This window comes from Cohnella cellulosilytica (assembly GCF_042431195.1).
Classification (GTDB): Bacteria; Bacillota; Bacilli; order Paenibacillales; family Paenibacillaceae; genus Cohnella; species Cohnella cellulosilytica.
In genome coordinates this window covers 1-5328 of record NZ_JBHMDN010000051.1, presented here as the reverse complement: position 1 = coordinate 5328, position 5328 = coordinate 1, and the positions used below count along the sequence as shown (strand labels likewise).

General features: G+C 48.5%; 5 protein-coding genes. 3 read left to right on the top strand and 2 right to left on the bottom strand.

From position 1 onward, the window contains the following. Nucleotides 1–221: 221 nt before the first annotated feature. A complete protein-coding gene (locus ACFFT4_RS28165) occupies nt 222–755 on the bottom strand; it encodes a cupin domain-containing protein (RefSeq protein WP_378052423.1) in 534 nt (177 codons plus the stop codon). A gap of 313 nt (nt 756–1068) precedes the next feature. On the opposite strand from ACFFT4_RS28165, the gene ACFFT4_RS28160 reads away from it, so the two are divergent. Both ACFFT4_RS28160 and ACFFT4_RS28155 read left to right on the top strand, forming a co-directional pair. After that, on the top strand, nt 1069–2097 hold the full coding sequence (locus ACFFT4_RS28160) for a tyrosine-type recombinase/integrase (RefSeq protein WP_378052421.1): 1029 nt from the start codon (nt 1069–1071) through the stop codon (nt 2095–2097). 645 nt (nt 2098–2742) lie between these two features. Further along, the gene (locus tag ACFFT4_RS28155; protein WP_378052420.1) at nt 2743–3048 is read left to right on the top strand and encodes a hypothetical protein; all 306 of its coding nucleotides are present in this window, start codon (nt 2743–2745) and stop codon (nt 3046–3048) included. A 107-nt stretch (nt 3049–3155) separates the two neighbouring features. On the opposite strand, the gene ACFFT4_RS28150 is transcribed toward ACFFT4_RS28155, so the two are convergent. Next, entirely contained in the window at nt 3156–4364 is a 1209-nt protein-coding gene (locus tag ACFFT4_RS28150; RefSeq protein WP_378052419.1) for an ankyrin repeat domain-containing protein, read from the bottom strand. Between the two features lie 232 nt (nt 4365–4596). Here ACFFT4_RS28150 and ACFFT4_RS28145 point away from each other — a divergent pair, with 232 nt between their 5' ends. Further along, complete coding sequence (locus ACFFT4_RS28145; protein ID WP_378052418.1) at nt 4597–4950, top strand: helix-turn-helix domain-containing protein; 354 nt, start codon at nt 4597–4599, stop codon at nt 4948–4950. The last annotated feature ends 378 nt before the right edge of the window (nt 4951–5328 follow it).

Below are 5328 nucleotides of genomic sequence, written 5' to 3'. Positions count from 1 at the left end.
TTTGAGTTAGGGCAAGTCATCCACCTGTGGCTGGACCAGGCCGAACGGAACGCCAACAAAAGGCTAAGTGAAGCAAGGTAGCACCCCAAAGGGGGGATGGGCTGCAACGCTGTTGTTTGCAGGTTGTTGAATGTTGTTTGCAAACCGTCACAATTGAACTATCGTTTCTGATAGTAACTAATTTGATCCCTCTTTTACTCGATCCAGTAATAATGGTGGCTTTATTCAGCGGACATGGCATCAGCTTTTGTAACGTGAACCGTACCATATGGATGCTCAGGCGGCGCATAGATGGCGTATATTTTAAGTGGGGTATTCCCCTTATTGGTAACATTGTGCCATGTTCCAGCAGGTACCATAATTGCATAGCCACCACAGGCCATTTCTTGAAAATTCAAATTATCTTTACTTTCACCCATCTGAACAAGTCCCTGACCTTCTTCAATACGTATGAATTGATCAGTTGTAGGATGAACTTCTAAACCAATGTCATCTCCAACATTAATACTCATCAGGGTCACTTGAAGGTGTTTCCCTGTCCACAAAGCGGTGCGGTAAGTATTATTTTGCTTAGTAGCTTGGTCAATATTCACTACAAATGGCCTTTGCCCATAATCTGTTAATTTATAAGGATACCAGTTTGTGTTGATCCCATTGTAATAATGACGATTCCAATTATTACTCCAATTGATGTTATTCCAATAGTCATGCATAGGATTATGCCATTGATATGGATAGCATGGATTACGGTACAATATTCATTCTCCTCTCAGGATTTCATTGTTTATTTTCATTCTATGCACTTGCCTATCTAAAGGTTTGGAAAATGGGCATGAGCCTGAGGCCTAAAAACAACAATAACAACAACACCAAATGCTAAACAGTTGACTTCCAATATTTATAGTGATTGAAGATAACTGTCCGCAGCTTAACAATTTTTTATTAAATAATACGTATAAATCTTGTCCGCTTGGGTTTCTCAATTTTATAATCATCATAAATATACCGATTCACAGCCGCCGCATCTTTGGCGGCTTTTTTGCACCCATTTTGAGAGGAGCAATCCATATGCCCACGGCAACAGCAACACGCGAACTGTTGACTTCCGCTGCGATCACCTTGCACCACCCGCTCGATTATTATTTCGTTCTGTTTCTCCGCGCCAAGAAGAATGAAAGCTTGAGGACCCGAACGCTGAACGACCACGAAAACCACTACCGCTACCTGCAACGTTGGTTGGTAGAAAAGTACCCGACACTCAAGTTGGAGGAACTGACCGCCGACCACGTTCGTCAGTATGTCGGACACATGCTGACGGAACAAACTTTGTACACCGGGCATCCGACGTTGCAATCGCACAACACCGCCAAAGGCTTGTCTCCCGCGACCGTGAACATCCGTACCCGAACGCTCAAGTGCTTCCTGCGGTTCCTCCACGACGAAGGTCACCTGCAAACAGACCTTGCCGCCCGAATCAAGTTGCAAAAGGTCCCGGAGGACCGGCTCGGCGCTTTCCAGAAAGAGCACGTCTTGCTTTTGCTTGCCGCCCCGAACCAGCGAGAGTACCTTGGTTTTCGTGACTATGTACTGCTCACCTTGCTTTTCGACACCGGGCTTCGGATCAACGAAGCGCTGAACCTGACCGCAGATGACTTGAGCGTTGCAAAAGGAACGATCACCGTTCGCGCCAGCGTCGCCAAAAACAGAACAGAAAGAATCGTGCCCGTAAGCAAACGTACTGCCGATCTTCTCGCTGCACTTGTCCAAGAGAATTGTCAACAGTTTGTCCACAAAACTATCCACAACAAGCCGTCGTTCGTGTTCCTTTTAAACAACGGCAAGCCCTTGACGTACAACCAAGCCTATGAACGAATCCGTCTGCACGGTGAAAAGGCTGGTATCACAGGCGTTCGCGTCTCTCCCCACACATTCCGGCATACGTTCGCCAAAATGTACATCCAGAACGGCGGCGACCTGTTCACGCTGCAAAAGATTCTCGGTCACCATGATATCTCTATGGTTCGGAAGTACGTCCAGATGGAACAACGCGATCTGCAAGAGCAGCATGCACAAAGCAGTCCGCTCGTCGGCGTGTAACCATAGCAACTGCCGGAGCCGGGCAAGCAAGCCGAAGTATTCTCACTGCCAACCTATACTCGAACCATAAATAATCGCAATTCTTTGTATGGTGTCTGGAGGGCTTTCGTAAAATCGCTCTTCTTATCATGTTCCAAATATCTTCGGGGAGTATGATGCGGGGCCGAAAGCCGATCTATTTGATAACTGTACGCGACAACACAAGCGATGCCGCTGAAACGTTATCTGCGTTTCTGCACTCACAACAGGTCTTGTCCACGCGAGTGAAGCCGTCGTGCCAGGTTTCCCAAACGATGTACAGCGACAAAATGAACTGACGCGATGGCTTCACTCTTTTTCGGAGCCAGTTTGTTGATGTCGCGTCAGTCTGCTGTAAGACCAAGAACCTTCTTCAAGCGTGTTGCCGCCAAGCGCTCCCGGTTTTCTTCTCTGCCGCTCCTTGCTTCGCGTCAATCTGCACCTATGGTATGGCGCGACAACTTCCTGTTTTTCTGCTCCGTTCCTCTGCCCACAGGTAATTGACAACCGAATTTTTGGCATGTTTTACTAGAGACAGCAGGAAAACAACTGAACGACCGGAACGTCAGCCATGCCCACGTGTTGGGAGTCGGCTGGCGTTTTTTTCGCGGCAAGGGAGTGATTGAGTTGACCGAACGGACGAGAGAGGAACTGTTTGAGGAATATTCTCGGCTTGAGGAAGAAGAAACGAAGCTGTTCTTAAAAGTCCAAACGTGTGAGGAATGTGTAGGGGGCATCTTGGGACAATTGTATCGCCACGGTGACAAGATCGACTTGCTAACCGTTGAGGACGTTTTGACGCTCGTTCACAACAAGGAACTGGAGTTTCGGACGGAACTGCTTCACCTACAAATCCATAAAATGATGGTGTCCTTTCGGCACAGCAAGGCGACCGGGAAGAACCGACCGCTTGAAGATCGGGACGAGGAATAGTCTTCCGAAAAGCGGAAGAGGTACTGCGTTGGCTTCAAAATCCGGAGAGGGGCAGCAATAGCTACCCACGTCCTAAAGCCAAGAGAAGTACCTCGTCGGCGCTCAAATTATGGCAAGTAAATCGTCGGGTTTTGGACAACCCCCTTCGACTCTACAATGCTAAAGAGCTTGTCTGCTTGCAGTCGGAAAGTCAGCTTTTGGATGCCTCCCACATCGAGGTCAATGTTTTGCGGGGCTGACTTGATGCTAAGATAATCGCTCCCGTACAGCTTCTTTCCGTCGCCCTCGACAATCAGTTTGACGTTGTAGTCGGACTCGAAGTCCTGCCGCCCGCTGGCGACCGCAGCCGTGAAAGACTTGGCTTTCCCGTCAAGGTTAAACGTTACTTGCGGGTCCGGGTGATTTTGGTGAGCGCCGATGGTCAACGTGTTGTTTTCCAGCGTTTTGGGGAGGGTGATCCCTTCTGTTTTTGCACCGACTGTATATGTCAGCAGACTAACATCCTTTGCTCCTTTCACTGCCAACGCTTCGGCAATGTCAGTGAAGCCGCTCGCTTTTGCCAATGTGAGCAGGCTGACCCCATTGGTGAGTTTGACTGTAACATCCGCGCCATGTTCGATGAGTTGTTTTGCGTTCTCTGGCTGGTTGTTCTTGATCGTATAGATCAGCAGACTCTCTCCGTCCGGCGTTTTCACGTTCGGGTCAGCCTTGGCATTCAGCAACAGTTTCACTGCATCGGATGAGCCTTCCTGCACAGCCTCTACGAGCGCTGAGCTTCCGTCTTGTTGTTTGTTCGGATCGGCTCCTTTGTCCAAAAGCAACTTGATAATCTCTACGTTTCCGGAGCGAACGGCAAGCGTGAGTAAAGGAGTGTTGCCAGCCATCAAGCTCGTGTCTGCCCCGTTTTCCAGTAGCTTCTGCACAACCGATAATTGCGAGGCTTCAACCGCGTAGCTCAAGGCTGTCCTTCCTCTGCTGTTCGCGGCGTTGACGTTGGCTTTTGCTTTGAGCAATAGATCAACCGCTTCGATATTCCCCTTTTGTGCAGCGATCATAAGCGCGGTTTCGTCCTCTGCATCCTTTGTATCAGGTATCATTCCGGCATCCACGAATAGCTGCAATGCCTTTTGATCGTTGTTGGCGGCGGCTTGAACAAAGCTGTCAGGTGTATAGGATAATGATAACTTCGCAAGGTCGTCCCGCGCTTTGTCCTCCTTCGACGCACATCCAGCCACAAGCAATGAGGTCGCCAAAAGTGCCGTTGTTCCCAAAAGTATAAGGTGTTTCCTTGGTTTCCCTTCCATTCTGTCGTTCAATTGTACCCCTCCTGTTTTTGTCCTGATTTTCCCGTCCATTAAAACATGCGGTAAATTTATCTGACAATTATCTTTGTTTTCTTGCTTTTTCGTATTGTTTGGCAAGAACATTGTCGTAAAGTATTATACATCAAATATATGTATATTAGTATCATTAATAGTTTCGATATGTATATAGATATTACCCCTTTTCCGGCTGTTCTCTACACTCGAAGTAATGGAGTGTGATGATATGTCGGATACCGTTTTACAGTTGGTAGGTGGGAAGATTCGGGAGCTTCGCAAAGCTCGCGGCTGGTCACAGGATGAATTGGGGGAAAAGGCTGGTTTTCACTTTTCTTATATCGGAGGCTTGGAACGCGGAGAGCGGAACGCTTCGCTGGCGAATCTCGCTAAAGTAGCCGAAACGCTGGGCGTTGACATAGGAGAGTTGTTCGGGTATGTACGGGATTATGACAAGCCGCTGACGGAGAAGGAGAAAGTGTTGCAAGAAGCATTTTTTCTGCTGTTGAACCGGGACGAGAAGGAAATCCAGATGGCGATCAACGTTTTAACGGAGGTTTTCAAGACCTATGCGCCGAAATAACCGTACATAGTGAAAGCCGCCCATCCTGAGTGCAGGAAAGGCGGCTTTCTGTTGTTTGTGTAGGAGACTGCGATGATCGGTAAACTCAACTAAGAGTACCGACAGCCTCCAGCGGGACAAACCCGTGAAAAGATAAACCCAGGTGAACCACGCCCTTGAATTTTATAGGGCATCATACGAGTTGCTTGGTCAGCCTGTCAAGGTAGGTATGATCGGCGTTTTTGGTGAGGTTCGTCGGAAATCATCCACCCACAAGCCCCATCCGTCCACAACCCAGCCCATCCCCCCTTTGGGGTGCTACCTTGCTTCACTTAGCCTTTTGTTGGCGTTCCGTTCGGCCTGGTCCAGCCACAGGTGGATGACTTGCCCTAACTCAAA